16 protein-coding genes are annotated in these 20,409 nt (G+C 71.1%); 6 read left to right on the forward strand and 10 right to left on the reverse strand.

Going from position 1 to position 20,409, the window contains the following annotated elements:
- Positions 1–6: 6 nt before the first annotated feature.
- The 5 genes from GF068_RS01905 to GF068_RS01925 all read right to left on the reverse strand — a co-directional run bounded on the left by GF068_RS01905 (position 7) and on the right by GF068_RS01925 (position 6,261).
- Positions 7–1,374 (reverse strand): DUF7125 family protein, encoded by a 1,368-nt coding sequence (locus tag GF068_RS01905; RefSeq protein ID WP_153817569.1) that lies wholly within the window; start codon positions 1,372–1,374, stop codon positions 7–9.
- Positions 1,371–1,784 (reverse strand): response regulator, encoded by a 414-nt coding sequence (locus GF068_RS01910; protein WP_153817570.1) that lies wholly within the window; start codon positions 1,782–1,784, stop codon positions 1,371–1,373. Before GF068_RS01910 ends, GF068_RS01905 begins: the two co-directional genes overlap by 4 nt.
- Positions 1,785–1,919: 135 nt before the next feature.
- Positions 1,920–3,593, reverse strand: coding sequence for an ArnT family glycosyltransferase (locus GF068_RS01915; RefSeq protein WP_153817571.1), 1,674 nt, complete (start codon positions 3,591–3,593; stop codon positions 1,920–1,922).
- Positions 3,590–4,510 carry a hypothetical protein gene (locus GF068_RS01920; protein WP_153817572.1) on the reverse strand — a complete coding sequence of 307 codons (921 nt, stop codon included), beginning with the start codon at positions 4,508–4,510 and terminating at the stop codon, positions 3,590–3,592. The genes GF068_RS01915 and GF068_RS01920 overlap by 4 nt, the downstream gene beginning before the upstream one ends.
- A complete protein-coding gene (locus GF068_RS01925; RefSeq protein WP_153817573.1) occupies positions 4,507–6,261 on the reverse strand; it encodes a glycosyltransferase family protein in 1,755 nt (584 codons plus the stop codon). Before GF068_RS01925 ends, GF068_RS01920 begins: the two co-directional genes overlap by 4 nt.
- A 127-nt stretch (positions 6,262–6,388) precedes the next feature.
- On the opposite strand from GF068_RS01925, the gene GF068_RS01930 reads away from it, so the two are divergent.
- The 3 genes from GF068_RS01930 to GF068_RS01940 all read left to right on the forward strand — a co-directional run bounded on the left by GF068_RS01930 (position 6,389) and on the right by GF068_RS01940 (position 9,559).
- Positions 6,389–7,015: a methyltransferase domain-containing protein gene (locus GF068_RS01930; RefSeq protein WP_338046164.1), complete on the forward strand. Its 627-nt coding sequence runs from the start codon at positions 6,389–6,391 to the stop codon at positions 7,013–7,015.
- The gene (locus tag GF068_RS01935) at positions 7,012–7,962 is read left to right on the forward strand and encodes an NAD-dependent epimerase/dehydratase family protein (RefSeq protein WP_153817575.1); all 951 of its coding nucleotides are present in this window, start codon (positions 7,012–7,014) and stop codon (positions 7,960–7,962) included. The genes GF068_RS01930 and GF068_RS01935 overlap by 4 nt, the downstream gene beginning before the upstream one ends.
- Before the next feature lie 244 nt (positions 7,963–8,206).
- Positions 8,207–9,559, forward strand: coding sequence for a PAS domain-containing protein (locus GF068_RS01940; RefSeq protein ID WP_170319258.1), 1,353 nt, complete (start codon positions 8,207–8,209; stop codon positions 9,557–9,559).
- A gap of 9 nt (positions 9,560–9,568) precedes the next feature.
- Here the strand turns inward: GF068_RS01940 and GF068_RS01945 are convergent, their stop codons facing one another.
- The gene (locus GF068_RS01945) at positions 9,569–10,441 is read right to left on the reverse strand and encodes an SH3 domain-containing protein (protein WP_170319259.1); all 873 of its coding nucleotides are present in this window, start codon (positions 10,439–10,441) and stop codon (positions 9,569–9,571) included.
- 288 nt (positions 10,442–10,729) lie between these two features.
- On the opposite strand from GF068_RS01945, the gene GF068_RS01950 reads away from it, so the two are divergent.
- Positions 10,730–11,824: an NHL repeat-containing protein gene (locus GF068_RS01950; RefSeq protein WP_153817578.1), complete on the forward strand. Its 1,095-nt coding sequence runs from the start codon at positions 10,730–10,732 to the stop codon at positions 11,822–11,824.
- Positions 11,821–12,768, forward strand: coding sequence for a hypothetical protein (locus GF068_RS01955; RefSeq protein ID WP_153817579.1), 948 nt, complete (start codon positions 11,821–11,823; stop codon positions 12,766–12,768). The genes GF068_RS01950 and GF068_RS01955 overlap by 4 nt, the downstream gene beginning before the upstream one ends.
- 15 nt (positions 12,769–12,783) lie before the next feature.
- On the opposite strand, the gene GF068_RS01960 is transcribed toward GF068_RS01955, so the two are convergent.
- Positions 12,784–13,143 carry a Kazal-type serine protease inhibitor domain-containing protein gene (locus GF068_RS01960; RefSeq protein WP_170319260.1) on the reverse strand — a complete coding sequence of 120 codons (360 nt, stop codon included), beginning with the start codon at positions 13,141–13,143 and terminating at the stop codon, positions 12,784–12,786.
- A gap of 34 nt (positions 13,144–13,177) precedes the next feature.
- The gene (locus GF068_RS01965; protein ID WP_153817581.1) at positions 13,178–13,882 is read right to left on the reverse strand and encodes a hypothetical protein; all 705 of its coding nucleotides are present in this window, start codon (positions 13,880–13,882) and stop codon (positions 13,178–13,180) included.
- Between the two features lie 127 nt (positions 13,883–14,009).
- Between GF068_RS01965 and GF068_RS01970 the strand changes: the two genes are divergently transcribed.
- Complete coding sequence (locus GF068_RS01970) at positions 14,010–18,488, forward strand: sigma 54-interacting transcriptional regulator (RefSeq protein ID WP_170319261.1); 4,479 nt, start codon at positions 14,010–14,012, stop codon at positions 18,486–18,488.
- Between the two features lie 25 nt (positions 18,489–18,513).
- On the opposite strand, the gene GF068_RS44100 is transcribed toward GF068_RS01970, so the two are convergent.
- Together GF068_RS44100 and GF068_RS01980 are read right to left on the reverse strand one after the other, a co-directional pair.
- The gene (locus GF068_RS44100; protein WP_153817583.1) at positions 18,514–19,488 is read right to left on the reverse strand and encodes an extracellular medium-chain-length polyhydroxyalkanoate depolymerase; all 975 of its coding nucleotides are present in this window, start codon (positions 19,486–19,488) and stop codon (positions 18,514–18,516) included.
- On the reverse strand, positions 19,478–20,302 hold the full coding sequence (locus tag GF068_RS01980; protein WP_153817584.1) for an alpha/beta fold hydrolase: 825 nt from the start codon (positions 20,300–20,302) through the stop codon (positions 19,478–19,480). The genes GF068_RS44100 and GF068_RS01980 overlap by 11 nt, the downstream gene beginning before the upstream one ends.
- Positions 20,303–20,409 lie beyond the last annotated feature (107 nt).

Consider the following 20,409-nt stretch of genomic DNA (forward strand, 5'->3'; position numbering starts at 1 on the left):
GCGCGCTCACCTCACGACGATGCCCGTGGGGGTGATCAAAAGCGTCCGCGCCTTGCCGTCGTGCTTGCTGCCGCGGGTCTTGAGGATACGCAGCGTCCGGAGCAGCTCCTCGCCGAGCAGCATCTGCAGGACGATGACGTTGTCGCACAGAAACGAGATATCCCGCCGCGTCACCGACTCCGACACCACGAGGTTCGGCGTCTCCACGACGAGCATCGACGTGACCTGCCGCGCCGCGAGCCGCTGGACCAGCGAATAGAGGTAATCGCGCAGGCGCGTGGGATCGTTCACCGTCATCTCGAGATCACCGACGGCGTCGATCACCAGGCGCTGCACGTGGTTCGCCTCGATGCGCCTGAAGACCTCGGCGACGATGGTGTCGATCTGGAGCTCGACGGGCGAAATGTAGAGGTGATCGAGCTTGTCGGGGCCGATCATCTGCTCGGGATCCCAGCCGAAGCTCCGCATCGAGCGCGCGAGCTGGACCGGGTTCTCCTCGAGGCTCACGAGCAGCCCCGGCTCGCCGCGCGCGACGCCCTCGCGGAGGAAATGGAGGGCGAGCACCGTCTTGCCCGCGCCGGAGGGCCCCGCGATCAGCGTCGTCGAGCCCCGCAGCCAGCCGGTGTCGACCATCTCGTCGAGGTCGGCGATCCCGCTCGGGAGCCGCTCGGCGATGGGGGTATACGAGGGCGTGACGTCCGGGGTGACGAGCCTGGGGAAGACCTCGAGCCCCGACGGGCAGATACGCAGGGCGTGAGACCCATCGGCGAAATCGCTGCCGCGGAGCTTGCGCACGCGGAGAAAGCGGAAATCACGGCCCGACCCGCAATCGCGGAGCAGCTCGAGGACGCCGTCCGCCACCGAGAACTCGGGCTTGCGCGTGAGCGCGTCGCCCGTGTATTCGCCGACCCAGAAGGTCGTCGCGGCGTACGCCGTGAGCAGGCCCGCGAGCTCGAAGAGCACCCTGCGCCAGGCGGGCAGATGGGTCATCATGTCGCCGATCGCCTTGAATGAATCAAAGATGATGATGCCTGGACGGTGGCGCTGGATGAGGTCCTGAATACGCGACGTGATCTGCTCGGGATGCGCGACGAGGAGGTCGCCGATGTCCTCGTAGAGGATGCGGGTCCCGACGCACGCGGGATCGGCGAAGGTGAACTGCTGCAGGTAGGTCACGAATTTCGCGAGCGGCTCGGAGACCGTGACGATGTAGAGCGCGGGGCGGTCAGCGGTCGCATTGGTGAAGGCGATCTGCTCGGCGAGGATCGTCTTGCCGCTGCCCGGGTTACCCATGATGATATGGATCGAGTTCGCCGGGAAGCCGCCCCCGAGGATCCGGTCCAACGCCTCGATTCCTGTGGTGATGCGCTTCATGTCGGCCCTTCCTCCGAGCCGCCGCGCGCGAGCAGGCGTCGAACCGTGCCGATGAGCAGCCCGTCGTCGATGGGCTTGCGCAGAAACGCGTCCGCCCCAGCTTCGATCGCCCGTTCCTCCGCGGCGAGGACGCTGAAGACGAGGATCGCCATCTTCCTCGTGGAAGGCTCCGCCTTGAGCGCCCGACATACGCTGAGCCCGTCCACCCGCGGGAGCAGGATCTCCGTGATCACGATCGCGGGGCGGAGCGCGCGAGCGCGGTTGAGCCCGTCCAGGCCGTCCTCCGCGAGCTCCACGCAAAACCCCGCGTCCTCCAGGAAGAACCGCTCCAATCGTCGGACGGCCGGGTCTCGCTCGACGATGAGGAGCAACGCCTTGCCCCCGTCCTCCACAGGTCGCTGGCATGCCATGGCTCCTCGCGCGGCGAGCACGGTCCACCCCGGGGCCCCCTAAAGCCCGAGGACGGGGAGCGCCAGAGGAGCGGTTTTTTTCGGTGCGGGAGGGTTGAGCGGGCGCGCAGCGAGCTCATCGACAGGGGGCTGTGACTACCGCCCTTCCCGCCGATACACCCAGATCACCGGCGTCCCCTCGAGCCCCGCCACGTGCGCCGGCGCCGCCGTCCCGTACGCCACCCATGCCTGGTATTCCTGCCCCAGCATGTGCTGCTCGTGGTGGTAGATCGCGAAATCGGCGTCGTGCACCGCGCCCACGCCGCGGATGTCCCTCCGCAGCCGGCCGTCCTTTTGCAGCATCTCCCACGCCGGCCAGGCCGTGTCGTGGATGTACACGGCGCCGCTCTTCGGCACCTCGCGGTTGAGGTACTCCACCACCGCGCCGGTCGTGTAACCCCAGAACGTCCGATTGAGCCCGAGCGTCGCCGCGCCCTTCGCGCCCCCCACGAGCGGCGCGTAACTCGACAATCCCCACGGATGCGACCCGGCCGTCTCGACGATCGGCGCCGCGATCAGGATCACGAAGAGCCCCGCCGCCGCCGCGCGCCCGAAGGACGCCCATTTCCGCCGCCGGAGCTCCACGCGTAACACCGAGACGAGCCAGGCGAACCCCGCCCCGGCGAAGAGGGCGACGAAGGGATACGCCTGCATCCAGTGCTTCGTCCCGCCGAAGATGGGCGTCTTCGGGAAGACCCACGCGCCGTACGAGATGCCAATCGCGAGCAGCCAGAACAGATCCGTCTCGCCCCCCTCGCGCGGCGCGAGTTTCCCGGCCCGCGCGCGCACGAAGGCCTTCATACGCGCCCGCGCCCGCACGGAAATCCCCAGCACGAAGAGCGCGAGCGTCACCGTCGGCACCGTCGCCGCCGTCATCACGGGCGCATACAGGCGGGGCATGGGCGGCGTGAAGTACGTCCGCCCGAAGAACTCCATGTTGTAATACTCGTGGTTCAGGTGGAACGACGCATACGCGGCGAGCTGCGCGAACGTGTCCCGCCAGATCCACGGCCAGAGCGCGTACATCACGAGCGGGCCGAGCAAGGCCATCGCGAGCAGCGCGGAGAGCGCCCGCCGCAAAGTCTCTTTCGTGTCGCCGCCCGTGAGCCTGTCCCGCGCGAGGAGCAGCCCCACGTGGGTCACGGCGAGGATCGGCAAGAACCACGCGTTGTGCTTGGTGTCGAGCGCGAGCCCGAACGAGAGCCCCGCCGCGATCGGCCAGGCCATCCCGCCCTCTCGTATCGCCTTCCAGAAGCAATAGGTCGCGAGCAGGAACATGGTCACGACGGGCGCGTCGAAGCAGGCGAGGTGCGCGTGATAAAAGAACCGCGGCATGCAGAAGAGCGCGATCGCCGCGAAGAGGCCCGCGAGCCGGCCGCGCGCCTCGGCGCCCCAGCGATAGACGAGCGCGACGCCCGCGCCCGCGAGGAAGATGCCGGGGAATCGATAACTCGTCCCCTCCATGGCGAAGAGGTGCCACTTCTTCTGCAAGAAGAGGTTCGACAGGGCGAAGAGGGACTTGATGAGCCCCGGATGCTCGTTGTTCACCCGCCAGGCCGAGTCGATCGCCGTCGGCTCGAGCGCAGCCGCCGGATTCGAGAAGAGGAGCTCGAACCACCGGCGATAACTGTCGGCGGCATGGAAGTAAAACCCCTCGTCGCGCGCATAACCGAGGTCGCCCACGGTCGCCACGAGTACGGCCATGGCGAGGGCCGCGAGCAGCGCCGCAATGAGATCGTCCTTCCAGGTGAGCTTCGCCCCGCTGCTCATCGTGTATCCGCCTCGAAGCAGAAATGCCGGTGCGCGTGGTTCTTGCTCGACACGAAGAACTCGACCGTCGCGCTCTTTTTGCCCGCGTGCGCGCCGAGCGGCATCTCGAACGCCGCCCACCCGTCGCCGTCCCGGTGCTCGAAGCGCCCGATCTCCTCGCCGTCGACACGCACGGCGAGCGCGACCGGCGCGCCTTGGCGCTCCCGCTCGATGATCCAGTACATGCCGCCGTGCCCGCGGATCACCCCGCCCAGAGGCACACCCGAATACCGTGTCACGACCTCGCCGCGGGCGGGCGGGTGCGAGAAGAGGCAGCGGCGCGGGCGGAACTCTTCGCCCGCGGCGATGACGGTCGGCCCGACGCTGAAGAAGGGGCCGCCGGGGCATTCGAAGCGCGCCGCAGGGAAGGTCGGGTGGCCGCCGAGGCCGCCGGCGAGGACACGCGCCTTCGGGTTCCACAGGCAGCGGGCCTCGGGGCTCGTCGTGCGCACGTCCGCCCGCGCCGGGCCGAGGCCGTCGACGAAATCGAAGACGACCTCGGCAGGGCTCGGGTTCTCGAGCCGCCGGATCACGAAGGGCCCGACCTCGCGCCGGCCGATCTCACGAAAACCCGAGAGCTCCGGCGAGGCCTCCCCGAGCGCCGAGATCAGAAGCGCCGCGCGATATCGCGTCACGTCCGGCCGCGCCACGTCTCGTAATGGGAAAACCCCGTCCCCGAGCGCCTGCCGCGCGAGCGGCTCGGCCCAGGGAGGCGCGACCACGACGAGCTCGCCCGCCTTCCGCTCCTCCGCGACGGGCCCCGCGAGCGCCGCCCAGTCCTCGAAGGCGGGCCCCCGCCGCGAGGTCACGAAATACCCCACGAGCTCGGCGACGCCGAGGGCCACGAACGCCGCGAGCGCAATACGCGGCCCTTTCATCCCCGCACCTCGCCCTCTTCCTCGCGCTTCTCGGCGCGCACGAGCGCGATCGCGCCCGCCAGCGCCGCGAGCCCCACGAAGAGCCCCGGCAAGAACCCCGGCGGCCGATACCAGAGCGAGAGCGTCGTCACGCCCGCCGGCAATCGTACGGCCACGCGGTTCTCGAGGTTCTCGACCTCGCCCGCCGACGCGCGCCAGCCCTCGTCGTAATTCATGTTGTACACGACGACCGCTCCCGCCTCCGCGCCCTCGATGGTGATCGTCGCCTTGTTCGGGCTCCATTCCACGAGCCTCGCCGTCCCCTTCCCCTCCGCGACGAAGACCTCGCCCCGGTGGCGCGGATCATTCGCCGCGAGCGCGCCTTTCCGCTCGAACGGCGGCGCCCCGTAGCAGTCGAGCACGCCCGTGTTGCCCAGCATCGCGAGGTACATCGGCCCCGCCCAGTCGCGTCGCTTGTAATGGAACGGCGGGTTTTTCTCGAAATGGAAGGGCCGGTCCGCGGGGATGTGGTCGGGCGGGACCATCCACATCGACTGCGCCATCGGCCGCTGCGCGCCCTTCGCCACGTCGAGCCCGAGCAAGAGCACGAGGACCGCGAGCGCCGCGTCGAGCCAGGGCCGCCGCCGCCCCGCGCGCTCCACGATCCGCCCGATCCCGCTCGCCGCCACGATCGCGAGCAGGAGCACCGCCGGATACAGGAACCGCGACGGCACGTGCTGCGATTTGAACACCGGCACATGCGCGTGCAGCAGCGTCCACGGCGCGTGCGGGTGGAACGCCCCGAGCCCGAGCAGGCCAAAGATCGCGCCCACCACCTTGAGCGCCGCCTCGCGCTTGCCCTGCACGAGGAGCAGCCCGAACAAGAGAAGGAGCACGCCGGGCAGGCCGATGTACATGCCCCACTCGTGCCAGCCATACGCCGGCACGCGCACGGGCCGCGAATGAAAGCCTTGATCGGGCGCGGTGAGCATCGTGAAGAGCGCGCCCATGTCGATCGCCTCGGTCGACGGGACGAGCCGCGGCGCCTTGCCGAAGACGTCGAGCATCGGCAGGAGCTTCGGCGCCGAGAGCGAGACGCCGAGCAGGCCCGAGATGCCGAGGATGGCGAGCGGCCGCGCGCTTCTTTCGAGCACGCCGAGCGCGATCGCGTAAAACCCCAGCGCGAGCACCGTGTGCGGCAAGGGATAGATGCCCCCCGCGTACACGAGCGCGGCGAACGTCGCGCCGAGCAGGACGAGGTCCCTCGGGCGATGCGGCCTCTGCCGCGCGCGCTCGAAGAAAAAGAGCGCCCACGGGAGGAAGGCGTACGCGAGGTGCCAGGTGTGGCCCGAGGCGGTCTGCAGCGCCCAGCGGCCGTTGACCGCAAAAAGCGCGGCCACGAGCGCCCGCGCCCCGTGGCTCTTCGTGAAACGCGACCCGGCCGCATACGCGCCCGCAGCGCCGAGCAGCGCCATGCCGAGGACCTCGACCCGGATCGCGAGGTTCATCGGCAAGGCGAGGTACGCAGGCAACCACGGCGAGACGAGGATCGTGCCCGCCTCGACGTAGCCCCACGCGGGGAATCCTCCGCATGCGTAAGGATTCCAGAAGGGCAACTCGTGATGATCGAGCAGGCTCTTCACGACGAGGTAGCGGTGCGAGGTCTGCACGTCCCAGTCGTGGAAGCCGAAGGTGCGGGTCTCGGCGAGCCACGGCAGGAGCACCACGAGCGCGGTCGCGAGCATCGAAACGGTCGCGATGAGCGCAGCCACGGCGCGCGGCGGATCACGCCTCGCGAGAGCGAGCAAGCGACGCGGAAGGGAAGGTTCGGCCTGGTCCACGGGCGGCGCGGACGTTAGCACGTTGCCACGCCCGGCCGCCTCGGCTAAGCCGCCGTCCGTGCTGGGGATCCACAAGGCCCTCTTCGCGCTGCACCGGCGCGCCGTCACGTTGCCACGCGCGCGGCGCATCACGGACGCGCTCGCCGAGCTCGCCGGGCCCGCCGCGTCGCTGCTCGACGTGGGCGCAGGGGATGGAGCGATCGCCGCGGCCGTCGCCGAGCGGATCGGGGCGCGCCGCGTCGCGGGCGTGGACGTGCTCGTTCGCCCTCGCGTGGTGATCGAGGTCGTCCCCTACGACGGCCAGCGCCTGCCGTTCCCCGACGGCGCGTTCGAGATCGTCACGATCTCCGACGTCCTGCACCATTGCGAGGCGCCGGGCGAGGTGCTCGCCGAGTGCCTGCGCGTGGCCTCCCGCGCCGTGCTGGTGAAGGATCACTTCCGCTTCGGATCGATCTCGCGGGCGCTCTTGCTCGCGATGGACGTGGTGGGCAACGCCGAGGCGGGCGTGCTCGTGCGGGGGACGTACTTCTCGCCGGCCGAGTGGATCGAGCTGGTGCGCGCGGCCGGCGGCCGGATCACGGCCCTGCGCTGGCCGATGCAGATCCACGACGCGCCGATGCGGTTCGTCACGCGCGACGAGCTCCAGTTCGTGGCGCGGATCGAGCCTGCGCAGGAGAAACCATGAAGACGCTCGTCGTCGGCGGCGCCGGGTTCATCGGCAGCCACCTCGTGGACCGGCTCGTCACGCGCGGGCCCGTGACCGTGTACGACAACCTCTCCGTCGGGAAACGGGCGTTCCTGCAGGAGCAGCTCGACGCGGGGCGCGTGACACTCGTCGAGGCGGACGCGCTCGATCTCGAGAGGCTCACGGCCGCGGCCGCCGGCCACGACGTCGTCTTCCACCTCTCGGCGAACCCCGAGGCGCGCTGGGGGCTCGAGCGGACGAGGCTCGACCTCGAGCAGGGCACGATCGTCACCTACAACGTGCTCGAAGCCATGCGCCGCGCCGGCGTGGCCCGGCTCGTCTTTTCGTCGTCGGGCACGGTGTACGGCGACACGCCGGAGACGTGCAAAGAGGGCCACATCGGCCACCTGCCGATCTCGCTCTACGGGGCGAGCAAGCTCGCGGGCGAGGCGCTGATCAGCGCGTTCGTCGAGTGCTTCGGCCTGCACGCGACCATCTTCCGCTTCGGCAACGTCGTCGGCCCGCGCGGCACGCACGGCGCCGCGCTCGATTTCCTGAAAAAACTACGCGACCGGAAGACCGAGCTCGAGGTGCTCGGCGACGGCCGGCAATCGAAGCCCTACCTGCACGTGTCGGATTGCGCGGACGGCTTGCTCTTCGGGCTGGATCACGCGAAGGAGCGGCTCGGCCTGTACAACCTCGCCCCGCCCGACCAGACCTCCGTCGCGCGTATCGCCGAGCTCTGCGTGAAGGCCTCGCCCTACCCGGGCGCCACGATCCGCTTCACCGGCGGCGATCGCGGCTGGCCCGGGGACGTGCCGCGCTCGTCGATGAGCCCGGACAAGCTCGCCGCGCTCGGCTTCCGGGTGCGCCACGCGAGCGACGACGCCGTGCGAATGGCGATCGAGGCGCTCGCGGGCGAGGTCTTCCCGGGCCGCGCCGGCTGAACCTCGTGCACGAAAAAGGGGGACGCCCCCCTCGGAGGACGCGGCTTGCGACGCGAGATCCGGCGCGCGGGGACGCCCCCTCGGGCGCGGGTCCGGAGGACCTTCTGCTCGGCTTGCCGTCAATGCACGGACGGTGCCGCTCGCGACCTGTGCAGCGAGCAGACGAGCGCCGCGACGCCGGATGCATGCCCGGCCGCGCTTCCTTTCTGGTAGGGTCGTATTCTTCCGTAGGAGCACCGAGACCATGGGGCAGAGTGGCGATACGATCGAGTCCTTGCGCGCCGAGCTCGCGGCGGCAGAGGAGCGGGCTCGGCTGGCGGAGGAGCGCGCGGCGGTCCTCGAAGACCTCATCGCGCTCGTGCCCGGCGTCGTCGTCGAGTACGAGCAGGAGCCCTCGGGGGGATTCCGGCCGACGTTCATCGGCGGCGTGGGCCTGCATGAGCTGCTCGGGTATTCGACCGAGGAGGGCTTGAGCCAGCCCCACTTCTTCACGACGAAGATCCACCCGGACGACCAGGCGAAGGCGCACGCCGAGGCGATGCAATTCCTGGAGAACGGCGAATCCCACCTCTCGCCGCACCGGATGCAGCGCAAGGACGGCGGTTATACCTGGGTCGATACGCATTTCCTGTACGTGCCGGGCGAGGACGCGCGCCCGGCCAAGCTGCACGGCGTGGTCTTCGACGTGAGCCGGCGCATGCGCGCCGAGCACAACGCGCAGGAGGCCCTGCTCAAGGAGCGCGCGCTGCGGCAGCGGCTCGACGGGTTCGTCGCGAACGTCCCCGGCATCGCGTGGGAGAGTTTTTTCGTCGAGGATCCGAGCCGGCAGCGGGTGGGGTTCGTGAGCGAGAAGATCGAGGCGCTCTCGGGGTACACGCCCGAGGAGTGGCGAAGGCCGAACTTCTGGCTCGAGCTCGTGCACCCGGAGGACCGCGCGCAGGCCGAGAGGGACTCGCAAAGGCTCATGGCCGAGGGCGCCGCTTCGGCCTCGTATCGTTGGATCACCAAGGACGGGCGGACGGTCTGGGTGAGCAACCGGATGACGTTGATCCGGGACGAGGCGGGGCAGCCGATCGGCGCGCGCGGCGTGACCATGGACATCACGGACCTGAAGCGCGCGGAGGCGGAGCGGGCGGACGCCGAGCTGCGGGAGAAGCTGCTCGCGGCGCAGCAGGAGAGCCTGCTCGCGCTCTCGACGCCGCTCGTGCCGATCGACGACGAGATCCTGGCCATGACGCTGGTGGGGGGCCTCGACGAGCGGCGGGCGGATCGGGTGCTGTCGACGTTGCTCGAGGGCGTGACGCGGACGGCGGCGCGGACGGTGATCCTCGACGTGACAGGCGTGCCGGAGGTCGAGGCGCAGACGGGGGAGCTGCTCGTGCGAGCCGCGAAGGCGGTGTCGCTGCTCGGAGCAGAGGTGGTGCTGACGGGGATCCGGCCGGAGGTGGCCCGGACGCTGGTCGAGCTCGGGGCCGAGCTCGGGTCGATCGTGACGAAGGGGACGCTGAAGGCCGGAATCGCGCACGCGATGCGAGCGCGGAGCCTCACTCGCGGCCCCTCTCCACGGCGTGGAGAGGGGAAAAAGAGTCGGGGGTGAGGGGGTCGTTCACCAGCCGGCGCGGCGGATCGCCTTGTACGACGAGGACGCCGTGCGCAGGCCGTAGACGCAGCCGGCCGAGCAGCCCTTGCACTCGTAGGCGTACATCGAGCCCCAGCCGTCGCCGCCGGAGTACAGGATGATGTGGCCCGCGCCGTTCGTGTTGTAGACGAGCGCGTCGGCGGGCTTCACGCTCCCGCGCGAGACCGTCGACCAGTTCGACGAGCTGCCGACGAAGTGGATCGTGCCGTAGGGGTGGCCGTCCTTCGTGATGTCGGCGTTCGACGAGGGGATCGACCAGGCCTTCGCGACGAAGCCCGAGCAGTCCGCGCCGTACGAGCCGCTGTGCGAGCAGCTCGGGCAGCTCCCGGAGCAGGAGCCCTTCGTCGAGGCCGTCGGCCCCTCCGGCCGCCAGCGGCCGTGGCCCCACCAGTACGAGAAGCCCTTCATCGACTTGCCGCGATTGATGGCCTCCTGCCGCGCCGCGGAGAGGCTCCCGCCGCCGCCGCCGCCGCCCGAGGAGACGGTCGTGTAATACTTGCCGGAGCTCCAGCCGACCGTGCCGTCGTGCTTGATCTTGTAAAACCCGTTCTTCGGGTCCTTGGCCTCGACCGTGACCTTCGCGCCGGAGGGCACGACGTGCAGGATCTTGTAGCTCGTGCCGGGGCCGGTGCGGAGGTTGACGTTCGTCGTCGACTTGAGGGTCGTGCCGACGGCGATCGTGCCGGCCACGCCTTCACTCGTCGAGCCGATGTCCTCGTTGGCGCCGATGAGGTCCTCGGAGGAGTCGTCTCCCGAACAGGCGGGCAGAATGCTCATTCCCAGAGCAACGGCCGCGGCGGCGGCCATGGATAACGACATGCGGCGAGCGTTTGTCTTCATTGGGCTTTGGCTCCTGGGTGGGATTTCGATAGTACAAGCTCCGTGCCAGACGCGTCCACGGCCACACGCAGGGGCCCGATGCATAAAATTCCACCATCCCGTCGGAAAACTGCGGCGACGGTGAAACCCTCCGCGGCCTCGTGAGCCGACTTGGGGTTCCGTATGGCGCGAGGCTTGGCCCGCGCATGGATCGTTCATTCCCCACAGGGTGGACCTTCCATGATCCAGGATCGTTCGTGTTTGGCGCGGGCTTTTCCTCGCGGGAGCGGCTCTGGTAGAACGGAGGCCATGCGCAAGAAGGAGGTGGCGCTCGCTGCCGCTCTCGCCGCGGCCCTCGCAGGGGTGATCGCCGCGCGCGGGTGCCTGGTCGACGAGAAGGCGAAGGAAGCCAAGCCGAAGACGCCGGCCGTGGAGACGGCGGCGCCGGGGGCGCCGGACGACGCCCCGCCGCCCGCGAGCTCGGCCGTGGCCATCGTGGTGGACGCGGGGGCGGCCGCGCCGGAGAAGGCGGCGGACGTCCTGTTCTCGGCGAAGTGGGGCGGCTCGGGGCTCGACGAGCTCGGGCGCACGCGGCCGATGGAGGCGAACCCCGAGGCGCCGATGAGCGTGGGCCTGGACGGCAAGGGGCGCATGTACGTGCTCGATCAGGTCAATGGCCGGGTCGTGCGCGTCGGGGCGGACGGCAAACCCGAAACGGAGATCCCGCTGAAGCAGCAGGACGCGGCGCAGGACATGGCCGTCACCGAGGACGGGAAGGTCGCGGTCCTGGATCGATTCAACAGCAAATCGATCGTGATGTACGACGAGAATGGCAGCGTGCTCGGCGAGGTGCCGCTCGAGGGCGAGGGGCTCGACGAGCTCGGGCACGTGACGGGGGTGTTCGTCGACGGGGAGGGCGTGTTCGTCGAGAAGGAGCACGGCCCGCTCTTGCGGATCGGGACCACGAGCGGGCAGGCGTCGCCGGAGCGAAGCGAGGTGCCGGGGCGGCCGACGCGTGACGGGCTGAGCTACATCAAGGCCGGGATCATCGAGCCGGAGCTCGGGCGGATGTACATCTCGTCGGTCGACCGGACCACGATGGAGCACCGGTTCACCCGCGAGTACCGGCAAGGGAGCGCGGTGCGGGGGATCTTGTTGCTCGACACGGACAAGAGCGGGACCATTTACCTCGCCACCTTGCTCGTCTCGGAGGCCGACGAGGAGACCGTGATCCTCTCGTGCCACGAGCCGCTCAAGGGGATCCTCGTGGGCACGGCCGTCCTGCCCGTGAATACGATGCCGGAGGAGACGTTCCGCGACATGGCGGTGCTCGACGAGGGCGGCGTCGTGTATTCGGTGCGGACCGAAGAGGGCGTGAGCTACAAGAAATACGATTGCCAGTGAGCACACCGGGGTACCCGAAGGCCCGCGAGGTGGTCCACGACGAATTCCGGCACGTGGAGCTCGACCGCGGGCCCGGCGCGGGGCCGTGGATCCGCGCGTCGGCGCATGCGACGGTCGCCACGGGCGTGTGCGGGGGGATCGTCCTGGCCAGCGAAGGCAGGTTCTGGTACGCGCTTTTTGTCCCGATCCTCACGAGCTACGCGCAATTCAAGCGCGCGAAGGAGCAGAGCCCGTTCGGGCGCCGCGTGGCCATGCGAATGGCGCCGTGGGGGTTCGTGCTGGATCCCGAGGGATCCCCCGAGGTCTTGCGCTGGCCACAGATGCAGGACGTGAAGCACCAGGTCGTGCCGATCTCCGACGAGCGCGCCGTGAGCATGGTCTTCGTGACGGTGGGCGGCCGCGTCTGCCGGTCGGCGTGCCCGGTGTCGCCGCGGCTCGCGCGCTTGCCCTCCGCGTTCCCGTGGTACGTCACCGCGGCGACGATGCCGATCGCGCTCGACCTCGAGGGGGCGATGTCGATGGAAGGCGACAAGGCGACGTTCGGGGAGCTCCTCGGGCGGGCGAAACGAATGCTGGAGTCACCCGACGGGACGGCGCAGCTCGGGATGCCGGCGGCAGGGTATCGAGGGGTGGCGTCGCGGGCGCCGGGGCACGAGACGGCGAAGATCCTGCGCGGCGCGCTCGTGGGGCATCGGCGCGAGGTGGACGAGGGGCCGCTCGCCGCGATCCTCGCGGCCAAACTCGGGACGCGGGAGCTCATCCCGGAGATACTTTTGCTTTGCATGAGCCCGAGCCCATTCGTGGCAGCGGTGGGCAAGGCAGCGGCGCTCCGGCTCGGGGCGCCACCCATGCGCCCGGGGGCGGTGGACGAGGTGCTGCCGTTCCTGCCGGAGGACGAGGTGCGGGCGATCGAGCGGTTCGCGAAGGGGGACGACGCGGGCTGAGGTGCGGGGGATCGCTCAGGGGCAGGCGCCGGCGGTCGCGACGGCGGTCCCTTCCATGTTGGCCGTGCAGGCATTGCTGTGTGTCTTGCCGTCGCAGCCGCAGACCGGGTCGTAGTTCTGGTCGCAGGCCTCGGGTTTGACCACGCAGGTGCCGGCCTCATCGATGATCGCGCCGCACATCGTGTCGATCGGGACCTCGCAGAAGAAGCCCTCCCCGCACTCCATGCCGGGCTCGTAGCTGCAGAGCGCGCCGGCGTCGTTCTGGGGCGCGCTCACCGGGGGGTCTTCTCCCCCGCCGGATTCGACCTGGGCCACGCAGGCAGGCAGGGCGAGCAGCGAGAGCGCGAGCAGCGAGAGGAGGTTCGAACGAAGCATTTTGGTGTTTCCTTTCGTGGTACGTGGCTGGTTGTCAGGGCAAAACATGAAGCGTGAGGGGGCGGCGATCCCGGACGGCGCCGGTCGTCTCGACGAAGAGCACGTCGTCGCGCTCGGCCCCCTGGACGCCGAGGAAGACGGCGATCGTCTCGACGGCCCCCGGCGCGAGCACGAAGGACGTCGTCGGCTCGATCGCAAAGGAGGCCGCCGCGCGACGGAGGCGAGGCGCGAGGAACGAGAGCTCGTCGGGGCAATCGTTCCGGACGAGGAAGTCTCGTGTCTCCCCTGCCCCCTCGAATGCGAGGGAAAACGCGGGCTCGACGAGCAGGCAATCGGCGAGGGGCCGCGGGCCGGGCTCGAAGCTCGTGTCCGAGGCGCCCTTGACGACGTCGAGGGGCTCCGAGCGGAGGCCACCGGGCGCCACGACCTCGACGCGGAACTCGTCGCCCGTCGCGCCGGGGACCAGGAGGTCGAAACTTCCATCCTCGGCGACGACGGCCACGCCCGGCAGGTCCGTCGTCTCGAGGTTCGTGACCCGGACCTCGCCGACCGGCGGATGAACCGCGCCGGGCTCGCCGAGGAAACGCACGAAGGACGACTGGTCCTGCGGACCACCGGGCGTGACGAGATCCGCGAGGAGCGTGGGTTCTTCGGGGGGCGTCGGCTGAGGGCTCACGAGACACGCCCCGAGCGCGAAGGACGCGACGAGCGAACGAAGAAACACGCGACCAGGAAGCATGCGCCCGCCCTTAGCAGGGGGCGTACCAGGGGCGGATCGGCCGAAAAATCACGAGGATCCTCGCGGCAGTGTCGCCGCCCGAGTGTCTCGTTGCGACACTGAGACACGTGTGAGACATTCGGCCCGCTTGGCCGCCCCCGGAGAGATCCTCGCCCACCGTTATCGAATCGTCACGACGCTCGGCGAGGGAGGCCTCGCGCGCACGTACCTCGCGACGGACCTGGTCCTCGGGGTCGACGTCGCGCTGAAGGTGCTGCGGCGCGCAGAGGACGAGTGGGCGCTACGCGCGGAGCTCGGATACCTGGCGGGCCTCTGCCACCCGCACCTCGTCCGCGTGCTCGATTTCGGGTCGCTCCCGCGAGACGGAGAGGATCCGCCGCTGCATTGGCTCGCGACCGAGGCCGTCGCCGGCAGAGAGATCGACCGGGTGGGCCCGGATTTCGAGGCGATCCGCGCGCCGCTCGTCGATGCCCTCTCCGCGCTCGCGTTCCTGCATCGGCTGGGGCTGCGGCACGGAGATTTCAAGCCCGCCAACGTGCTCGTCGACGAGCGCGGTCGCGGCGTATTGCTCGATCTGTCGTGCGCCGGAAGGCTCGGGGCCGCCGCCGCGCCGAGCGGGACGCCGCGCTTCATCGCCCCCGAGATCCTGCGCGGAGAGGCCGCAGACGCGCGGAGCGATCTCTACGCGGTCGGCGTCACCCTGCGCGAGCTCGCCTCGGGGCGCGGGCTGCCGCCTCCGGTGGAGCGGCTCGCGGAGAGGCTCGTCGATCCAGACCCGACAGCCCGCCCCGCCTCGGCGGAGGAGGTGATCGAGGCGCTCGGCGGGCAGGCTTCCTGGATCCGTGTCCCGCCGCGGGACGCGCCGCGGCTCGTGGGCCGCGAGGCCGAGCTCGGCCGGCTCGTGGCGCTGCTCGACCACCTCGCGGCCGGTCGCGAAGGCCGACGCGTGGGGATCGTCCGCGGGCCCGAAGGCGCAGGGAGGAGCCGCCTGCTCCGCGAGCTCAAGTGGATCACGCAGACGCGGGTTCCCACGGCCTTCGCGCTCGCCACGACGCCGCGCCCGTTCGCGTCGCTGGTGGAGCGCGCCGTCGGCGAGCCTCTCGCGGAAGGGAGCGTGGGCGCGGCGCTCTCGGCGCGGGATCGGCTCTCGCGCCGAGGCACGCCGGTGGCGCTGCTCGTGGACGACGTGCACCTCTGGCCCGACGAGGATCAGGAGGCCCTCGCGGCCCTCGCGCGGTCGCTCGATCCAGCCGATCCGGTGCTCGTCGTGGTGACGGAGATCGACGCGGCCGAAGGCGCGTTCCTCGGCGGCGAGCGCGCGGGCGCGGAGGTGATCGAGCTCGGGCCACTCGCGGCAAGCGCGGTGAAGCGGTGGATGCACGACGTCGGCCTCCCCGGGCTCGAAGCCGAGATACACGCCGCGACGGGCGGGCTCGCCGCGGCGATCGCCGACGTGGTCGCCGAGGTGCAAGCCGGCAGGGCCGCCGAGGGGGAGCTCGATCGCGCCGTCCTGAGGCGCGAGGAGGCGCTGCGAGAGGCGCACGAGGCGCGGGCCGCCGAGGCCAGCCGCCTGCTCGCCGAACACGCGGCCGACGCCGTACGACGACCCCGCGTGTTCCGAGGCGCCGCCGAGGCCGCGCTCGGCGCCGAGCACGCGGGCGACGAGGCTTGGCTGCTCGCTGCGCGGGTCGTCGAGCTCGCAGGCAATCCGGCGCGCGCGCGGGAGGCGATCGAGCGGCGTATCACGCGCCTCCCGAGCGGAGCGCGACGCGGGGCCGCGCTGCTCACGCTGGCGAGTTGCCTCGGGCAGCAGGGCGAGGCGCAGCAGGCGCTCTCGATCCTCGCCGAGGCCAGCCGCGAGCCCCTCGACGCGCCGAGCCAGGCGAGGCGCGCGGATCTCGAGGCGCGCGCGCTCACGCGGCTCGGGCGTCACGCCGAGGCGCGCGTGGTCGCCGAGGCGGCGCTCGAAGCCCTGCCGGCGTCGGCCGACGACGACGTGCGCGCCGACCTCGTGGAAGACCTGGTGGTCGCCGCGACCCACCTCGGCGATCGCGCCGCGGCGCGCCGGCTGCTCGCGCAGGAGGCCTCGGTGACCGAGGGTTCGCCGCGGCGGAGGCTCCGGGCGCTGAGCTACCGCGCCATCCACGACTACCGCGCCGGCGACGTCCGGGCGGCGCTCGCCGGCCACCACGAGGCGCAGAAGGTCGCGGAGGAGCACGGCCTGAGCGACGCCATCGCGCGGACGTGCCTGAACCTCGGCACGGCCTGCCACCAGCTCGGCCGGTTCGCGGAGGCCCTCGCGGCGTACGAGCGCGGCGCCCGCGTGAGCCGCGCGCTCGGCCAGCGGGACGTCGGCCTCCTGTTCGCCTCGAACCTCGCGAAGTTGTGGGCGGACGTCGGCGCATTCGAACGAGGCCTGCGCACCGCGACGCGCGCCGCGGCGGACGCCCTCGCCGCCGGGATGGAGGCGATCGCCGCGGCGGCGGCGTCCGCGGCAGGGGAAAACGCGCTCGGCCTCGGGGACTTCGTGTCGGCCCGCGAGGCCGCCGGACGGGCGCGGGCGGCGTTCGTCCGGCTCGGGATGGCGCGTGAGGCCGCGGAGGTCGCGATCGAAGCCGCGGAGATCGAGCTCGCGGCCGGCGACCTCTCGGCCGGCGCGCGCGCGCTCGACGCGGCCTGCCACGAGGCGCGCGAGGCGCCCGACGTCGCGGCGCGGGAAGCGCTCGGGCGGGCCGAGCTCGACCGCCTGCGGGGCGCGCCCGCCGCGGAGATCGGCCGGCTCGAAGCAGCACTCGGCCTCGCGGAGCGCGCGGCGCAGCCCGACCTCGTCGCCGTGTGCGCGAGCCGCCTCGCCGTCGCGCTCGAACATGCCGGCGAACGAGCCCGCGCAGGCACGCTGCGCGCCCGCGCGCTCGCGCTCTGGGAGGAGGCGGCATCCGGCCTCGCCCCCGAGCTCCGGAGCGCGTTTTTCGCCCATCCACGGAGGCGCGTGCGCGCGCTCGTCGCGCCCCCCGTCGAGAACGCGGCCGCGCCTGCCGCGAGGTCCGGGCGCGCGGAGAACCTCGCGCGTTTGCTCGACCTGTACCGGAAGCTCAACAGCACCGACGAGGCGAACGCCGTCCTCGTGATGGCGCTCGACGCCGCGATCGAGCTCACGGGCGCGGAGCGGGGCTTCCTCGTGCTCGAGGACCCGCGCTCGGGAGCCCTGCACGTGCCGGCCGCGCGTAACGTCGATCGCGAGCAGATCGGCAAGAGCCACCTCAAGTTCAGCCGCTCGATCGCCGAACAGGCCATGCGGACCGCCGAGCCCGTGTGCACGGCCGACGCCCGCGAGGACGAGCGGTTCCGCGAGAACGCCTCCGTGCACGCCATGCGCCTCCGGTCCGTCATCGCCGTCCCGATCCGCTCGCCCGACGGCGTGCTCGGCGCGCTCTACCTGGACAATCGGTTCACCGAGGCGCGCTTCCGCGAGGCCGACATCGACCTGCTGCTCGCCTTCGCCGACCATGTCGCGCTGGTCCTCCGGCGCGCCCGCCTCATCGAGGACCTGCGCCGCCGCACCGAGGAGCTCGAGGCCGAGCGCAGCCGCGTGGAGGAGCTCGCGCGGCTCCAGGCGGCGGAGATCATGCGCCTCGGCGACGAGGTGCGCGCGAAGCAGGAGGCGCTCGAGCAGCGCCACGAGTGGGGGATCGTCGGCCGGAGCCCGGCCCTCCGCCGCGTGCTCGCGACGCTCGAGCGTGTCGTCGCGTCCCCGCTGCCCGTGCTCGTGCTCGGCGAGAGCGGCACGGGCAAGGAGCTCGTCGCGCGCGCCGTGCACGACGGCAGCGCGCGACGGGCCGGCCCTTTCGTGGGGATCAACTGCGCGGCGCTTCCGCCGAACCTGCTCGAGGCGGAGCTCTTCGGCCACAAGCGAGGCGCCTTCACCGGCGCGGAGCGTGATCGCGCGGGGCTCATGGTGGCGGCGTCGGGCGGCACGCTTTTCCTCGACGAGCTCGGCGAGATGCCGCTCCCGGTGCAGGCGAAGCTGCTGCGCGTCCTGCAGGAGCGCGTGGTGCGCCCCCTCGGGAGCGACACCACGGTCCCCGTCGATTTCCGCCTCGTCTGCGCCACGAACCGGCCTCTTCGCGCCGAGGTCCGCTTCGGCCGGTTCCGCGAGGATCTGTATTACCGCGTCGGCGTCGTGGAGGTCACGCTGCCGCCGCTGCGCGAGCGGCTCGAGGACCTGCCCGAGCTCGCGGGCCACCTCGTCGCGCGCGCGGCCCGCGAGCTCGGCAGGCCCGCGGCGCGTATCACGCCCTCGGCGATGCGTATGCTGCTCGCCCATACGTGGCCGGGCAACGTGCGCGAGCTCGAGAACGTGCTCATGAAGGCGATCGTGCTCGCCGAGGGCGACGTCATCCGCCCCGGCGATCTCGGCCTCCGGGAAGCGCGCGTTTTGCCCTCGCGGCGCGCCCCGCGGCCTTCCGGCGACGCCGAGCGCGAGGCCATCCTCCGCGCGCTCGCCGAGAGCGGCTGGAACGCCGCGCGCGCCGCGCGATCACTCGCCATTCCGCGGGCGACCTTTTATCGCCGCCTCGAACGTCATGGCATCACGCGCCCGCGGTGAGGGCCTCGTGTAGCGTCCCTCCGGCTCAGGGGTGCGCGTCGAACCAGGCGACGACCTCCTCGGGGCCTGCCGCGAGCCAATCGTGCCCCACGCCCGGCGCCGTGACGACACGTGTCTCCTTGCCCTCGGTGACCAGGCGCGTGTTGTACGCCTTCATCGTGTCGATGGGGACGACGAGGTCGGCCTCGCCGTGCAGGAAGAGCGTCGGCGGGTGATCACTCGGCAAGCTGTCGGGGATCGTGCAGAGCGGGCCGCTGCACGTCGCGTACGACGCGGAGTGGATCGCGAGCGCGCGGAACTTTCCCTCGTAGCTCACGGCCATCCGGCTCGTCATGTAGCCCCCGCTCGAAATGCCCGTCGCGTACATCCGCGACGCGTCGAGGGGGCCGAACAGGCCCGCGGAGATCGATTCGAAGATCGAGAGCATGAACGCGTGATCCGGCGCCGTCGACCAGGCGATCGAAAAGGGCGGCACGTTCGTATCCCAGAACGTCGTGCCCTCCGCGTGCGCCGCCGGAGCGAGCACGGCGTAACCCGCGTCGAGGAGTTCCTTCACGGTCAGCGCGAGGTGATAGACGCCGTGAGGGCCGTCCGCGGCCCCTTCGAACATGAGCGGAGGTCCATAAAGCGAACCTTGAAACAGGAGCACCACCGGCCAGCCCTTCGCGGGCGGCGTCCCGAGCGGCACCTGGTACAGGACGTCCCGCGGGATCCCCAGTTGCGCCGGGATGCTCTCCTGCTCGTACGGGCACGAGACGAGCTGCGACGAGGCAATACAACGAGACGCATCTCCGCCGCCCCCGACACCGCCGCCGCCCGAACCGCCGACGCCCCCGACACCGCCGCCGCCCGAACCGCCGACGCCCCCGACACCGCCGCTGCTCGCGCTGGTCGCTTGGGGGCCTTCGCCGGGCGGCTCGATATCGACGTTGCATCCACCCGTGACGAGGACGAGCGGCATCCAGGCGGCCATGACGAGCCGCCCCAGCTCACGCACCATGACAAACTTCCTCGGCCCCCGCGGGGGCCATCGAATGCTCGTGCAGGAAATCGAGCAAGAGCCGGTTGAAGGCCTCCGGCTGATCGAGCGGCGTGCAATGCCGCGAGTCGGCGACGACGGCCACGCGGGCGCGCGGGATCCGGGCGGCGTAGGCCCGCTTCGACGCGACGGGCGTGTAGTCCTGATCGCCCGTGACCACGAGGACGGGGCACGCGATCGTGCCGATACGCTCGGCCACGCTCCAGCCGAGGATCGCGCGGGTCGCGGCGCAATAGGCCGCCTCGTCGTTCTGCGCGAGGCGCGCGGCGAGCGTCTGGCGCAGCGCCTCCTGGTCGGGGCGCGGCAGGTTCTTCTTGGCGATCTTCGGCGCGAGCCCCCGGAGGCCGAGCACGCGCAGCGCGACGAGCCGCTGCAAGACCACGAGCCGCTCGCCGAGCGTACGCGGCACGAAGGCCGGGGCGCTGTTCACCACCACGAGCGACCGCACGAGCGAAGGCGCGTCGACGGCGAGCTGGAAGCCCACCATGCCGCCCATCGAAATGCCGACGACGTGCGCCGGGCCAAGCGCGAGCTCCCCGAGCACCTGCGCCACGTCGGCGGCGAACGTGGTGATTCGATAGGGGCCCGGAGGCTTCTCCGAGCGGCCGTGGCCACGCAGATCGACGGCGACCACCTTGTACCGCTCCGCGAGCGCGGGGACCTGCAGCTCCCAATCAAGCACGCTCGATCCGAGCCCGTGCAAGAGCAACACGACCTCCCCACGCCCCTTCACCTCGTAGTGGATCTCACACCCATCGACGTGCAAATACGGCATCGCGCCTCCTGATCCAACGAGCGTGCTTCGAGCTACTGAACGATCGTTCGTTGCGAACGTGGTTAACAGAGATCCGGGCGAGAAGTCAACGGGCGCCGAGGACAGCC

It is taken from the genome of Polyangium spumosum (assembly GCF_009649845.1).
Taxonomy (GTDB): domain Bacteria; phylum Myxococcota_A; class Polyangia; order Polyangiales; family Polyangiaceae; genus Polyangium; species Polyangium spumosum.

Excerpts from the sequence above, each read along its gene's own strand:
- GF068_RS01905 (WP_153817569.1), bottom strand. The coding sequence starts at position 1,374 with ATGAAGCGCATCACCACAGGAATCGAGGCGTTGGACCGGATCCTCGGG.
- GF068_RS01910 (WP_153817570.1), bottom strand. The coding sequence starts at position 1,784 with ATGGCATGCCAGCGACCTGTGGAGGACGGGGGCAAGGCGTTGCTCCTC.
- GF068_RS01915 (WP_153817571.1), bottom strand. The coding sequence starts at position 3,593 with ATGAGCAGCGGGGCGAAGCTCACCTGGAAGGACGATCTCATTGCGGCG.
- GF068_RS01920 (WP_153817572.1), bottom strand. The coding sequence starts at position 4,510 with ATGAAAGGGCCGCGTATTGCGCTCGCGGCGTTCGTGGCCCTCGGCGTC.
- GF068_RS01935 (WP_153817575.1), top strand. The coding sequence starts at position 7,012 with ATGAAGACGCTCGTCGTCGGCGGCGCCGGGTTCATCGGCAGCCACCTC.
- GF068_RS01940 (WP_170319258.1), top strand. The coding sequence starts at position 8,207 with ATGGGGCAGAGTGGCGATACGATCGAGTCCTTGCGCGCCGAGCTCGCG.
- GF068_RS01945 (WP_170319259.1), bottom strand. The coding sequence starts at position 10,441 with ATGAAGACAAACGCTCGCCGCATGTCGTTATCCATGGCCGCCGCCGCG.
- GF068_RS01950 (WP_153817578.1), top strand. The coding sequence starts at position 10,730 with ATGCGCAAGAAGGAGGTGGCGCTCGCTGCCGCTCTCGCCGCGGCCCTC.
- GF068_RS01960 (WP_170319260.1), bottom strand. The coding sequence starts at position 13,143 with ATGCTTCGTTCGAACCTCCTCTCGCTGCTCGCGCTCTCGCTGCTCGCC.
- GF068_RS01965 (WP_153817581.1), bottom strand. The coding sequence starts at position 13,882 with ATGCTTCCTGGTCGCGTGTTTCTTCGTTCGCTCGTCGCGTCCTTCGCG.
- GF068_RS44100 (WP_153817583.1), bottom strand. The coding sequence starts at position 19,488 with ATGGTGCGTGAGCTGGGGCGGCTCGTCATGGCCGCCTGGATGCCGCTC.
- GF068_RS01980 (WP_153817584.1), bottom strand. The coding sequence starts at position 20,302 with ATGCCGTATTTGCACGTCGATGGGTGTGAGATCCACTACGAGGTGAAG.